3 protein-coding genes are annotated in these 3,515 nt (G+C 55.2%); 1 reads left to right on the plus strand and 2 read right to left on the minus strand.

Translation table 11 applies throughout. From position 1 onward, the window contains the following. The coding region (locus R6U41_RS08585) for an MASE3 domain-containing protein (RefSeq protein WP_410269422.1) at positions 1-1,449 on the minus strand (1,449 nt) is incomplete at its 3' end. 14 nt (positions 1,450-1,463) lie between these two features. On the opposite strand from R6U41_RS08585, the gene R6U41_RS08590 reads away from it, so the two are divergent. Continuing rightward, positions 1,464-1,838, plus strand: coding sequence for a cytoplasmic protein (locus R6U41_RS08590; RefSeq protein WP_410269423.1), 375 nt, complete (start codon positions 1,464-1,466; stop codon positions 1,836-1,838). Between the two features lie 43 nt (positions 1,839-1,881). Here the strand turns inward: R6U41_RS08590 and R6U41_RS08595 are convergent, their stop codons facing one another. After that, positions 1,882-3,360 (minus strand): CDP-alcohol phosphatidyltransferase family protein, encoded by a 1,479-nt coding sequence (locus R6U41_RS08595; protein ID WP_410269424.1) that lies wholly within the window; start codon positions 3,358-3,360, stop codon positions 1,882-1,884. Positions 3,361-3,515: the final 155 nt, after the last annotated feature.

Here is a 3,515-nt window from a genome sequence, read left to right on the forward strand (position 1 = left end):
GGCTGCCTGCAGATCAAACCCCTTGCCGTCGTCTGCCACTTCAAAACAAAGACCATCGGCTTCCAGGGAAAAAATGACCTGCACCCTGCTGGCATTGCTGTGTTTGTCAATATTGTGCAAGGCCTCCTGGAGCAGGCGAAACACGGGCACCTTGACATCCTCGGGCACCTGGTCTTCGGTTACAGACAAACGGGTTTCAACCCGGATGTCCGGATGAAGGCGGTCAAAATCCCGGCACACGGCGCCAATGGTGTGCAAAACGCCTTTTTCCAGCACCGGCGGCCGCAGATCCATGATAATCCGGCGCACTTCGTCTATGGCGGTTCTGGCCATGGGCACCAGTGTCTCCAATTCCTTGAGATGCCGCTGATCCACTCGCTGACCTAACTTTTCTGCGGCATTTTCCACGGTCAGCTTAATGGCGCTCAGGGTCTGGCCGATGCTGTCGTGCAGATCCCGGGCAATACGCCTGCGCTCTTTTTCCTCTGCATGGACCAGCCGCCCGGACAGATAGCGCAGCTCCCGGTTGCTTTCCTCAAGTTCCCGGGTGCGCTCTGCCACGCGATTTTCCAGGGAGCGGGAATAACGCTCAAGCGCCTTCCGGCTCCGCTCCAGTTCCCGGAACATGCTTTGATAGGGCGACAGCAGCCCCCTGGCCACGATCGCGCGATAAATCAGATAAGAGGATATGAGCTTTAACATATGCCCGATCTGATTGGCCGGCCCGTAGACGCTGACATATTGGGTAAAGGCCATCTCAGAGGCCGCGGTCACGGCCAGGGCGGCCATCAGAAATTTAAACATCACCGGATCCACATCCTTGCGTTGGCGATAAAGCGCCGCACCGGCTGCAATCAGAATCCCGCATATGATGTATTCGCTGATGACCTTAAAAGGGGTCAGCCCGGCGCCTTGAACATAACATTTTGGAAAAACAGGAAAGACAAAAATAGATAAAAACAGGACCAGGGAAATCCCGCCATAGGCGGCAAACGCCACCCGGTAATCTGCCTTGCGATGAAACAGAAACGGGAGCACCAGAAGAGATATGCTTTCCATGTACCGGGCTGCAATCCATGTCTGGGTGGCATAATCGGCCCCTTCAAGGACAATCACGCCCATGCCCTTGTAAGACAGCATGTGGGCCATGTCCAGGGCGCCCACAAACAAATAGGCAATGCCCAGTACCGCCAGGTAGCGCTGACGGGAAAACGGAAGGGTATTCCAGGAAAACAGGAAAATGGAAAAAGAAACCAGGATGGCAAAAGTTTCCACCACACTGTGAAACAACAGATAGCTGTACCAAGCGGTCAGATAAATCACGATCAGCACCAGCACGGCTGCAGCCAGGGCGGATCCGGACGGCCTCCGTCCGGTTCTCGAAGGTTGACATCGGCCCGCAGATGCATATTTTAACCAGGTAAATTCAGGCTTAAACATCTTAAACATAACGGAGGTACCTTATGCCGGATTCTGCAGAATCTCAACAGATTGATTTTACTGTCAACAAGGACAACTTATACCGGGAAGAATCGGTCACCGACCTGAAAGTAGCCTCGATCCGGTGCATGACCCCGGTGAAAGCCGACGGCTCTGAAGACCTTTCCCGCTCCAGGATTTATTACGGCTCCACCCAGCTCATGACACCCGAGGGCCCTTTGCCCATCCAGTCCCAGCTGTCTGCCACCAGCCTGCAGGAGGCCATGGATGAATTTCCCGGCGCCATGAAAAAAGCCTTGGATCAAACCATTGACCGCCTAAAGCAGATGCAGCAACAAGAACAACAGCAGCAACAGCCTCAGCAGGGCGGATCACGGATCTATACGCCGTATGAATAATGACCCTGCCGGCCGGCGGTATTCTGCCGGCCGGTACATTTTTTCAACTGTTTTTCCCCGCCTCCTTGGAAGCGGTCTCCGGATCCACCCGCCAAGTGATCAGGGGGGAGAGCAGGTATAAAATCATCTGGCAAAAAACCAGGTAACCGAAATACGGCGTGAAAACAAAAACCACCATCAGCACCAGATTGGTCCAGGTAAACCAGGGGTTGCGGTCCATGAACCGGCCAATGTGGATATAGCGCACCGGATACAGGTTCATGAGAAAGGCCGTAAATACCATCAGCCCCATGCAGAAATAGCCCAAAAACACTGTCCACTGGGAAGCGGGCGAATTTGTCTGCGCCAGCACAATCAGCGGCGCGGTCACAAAAAGGGCGGCCGCCGGGGTGGGCAGCCCCTTGAAAAAGCCGGGCACCGGCGCCCGGTCCAGCGTAAAATACGCCAGCCGCACAAAACCGCAAAATGCATAAATCAGGGCGGGAATATATACGGGCAGATCCCGGATTTCCGGGGCCGGATGATTTGAAAGACACACATAAAAAATCCAGGCCGGGGCAATGCAGAAGCTCACCGCGTCGGCCACGTCATCCATGATTCCGCCAAAGGTAATATGCTTTGCCGCTGCGCCCGGAAGGGGCTCGGTCAGCCCCAGCCTTCTGGCCATGGCCCCGTCAAGTTTGTCAAATACCGCCGCCCCGATCAACAGCAGGTAGGCTTCGGTCATCTTGCTTTGGTAGGCAAAAAAAACCGCCAGAAGCCCCATCATGGCGTTCATCACAGTCAGGGCGTTGGGAAAGGCCGCCAGAATCCGGCGGCGAAGGGCCATGTCCTCCACGCAAAGCGCATCCAGGCAGTAAGTCCCGTATTTCCGGCAATAAAATGCAATGGAGCCGAAATTGATCACCAGAAACACGATTTCAATGACAAAGAGATTGCGCACGGAAAGCCCGCCCAGCCGGGTCAGGCCGGCATACAAAAACCCGACATCAGCCTCCACCGGGATATGAAATGCATGAACATATAGCAAAAATCCCAAAGGCGCTGCCACGGCGGTTCGAAGCCGGGTCAGTTCCCGCAGTTCGGCCTCCCGGGCCTGGCGGATGGCAAAACCGCGCATGAAATGGGCAAAATTGTCCCGGATGAGCACGGTGACGCACAGCATGAGCACAAACACCGCATGCACCAGCTCCAGGCGGCTGTGGTCGGGGATCAGGTAATGCAGGCGCCACATGCTGCCCACTGCCACCAGGGGAAATATAATGGAATACACCACCCGGTCCATGATCTTGTCGGCCAGTTCGGCAAAGGAGATCTCCGGGCCGAACCGGGCCGAAAACCACCCGTCCATCAGGTCAAAGACCATGGCGGCGAAAAAAAGCAGGGTTCCGGCCAGAAACACGTTTGGGCTGCGGTTTAGCATCACCGCCACCGCGCACATCATCCCGGAAAACACCAAAAGGGGCCGGCCATAGACCAGAATCGGGGTCATGGTTGTGAGCACATCTTTCTTTTTCAACATAGATTCTAACTATTATAAATAGTCACCAGAAGCAAGCAGGTTGTGCGCACCTGCGCCGTCAGGCCCCTTGGAGATAATCGAGCATGCCGCCGATGGTGTTTCCCACGAAATAGGTCTCCCGGTCCCGGTAAGATGGCGGCAGATCATCGATTCGG

The sequence above is a fragment of the Desulfosalsimonas sp. genome, from assembly GCF_046483245.1.
Classification (GTDB): domain Bacteria; phylum Desulfobacterota; class Desulfobacteria; order Desulfobacterales; family Desulfosalsimonadaceae; genus Desulfosalsimonas.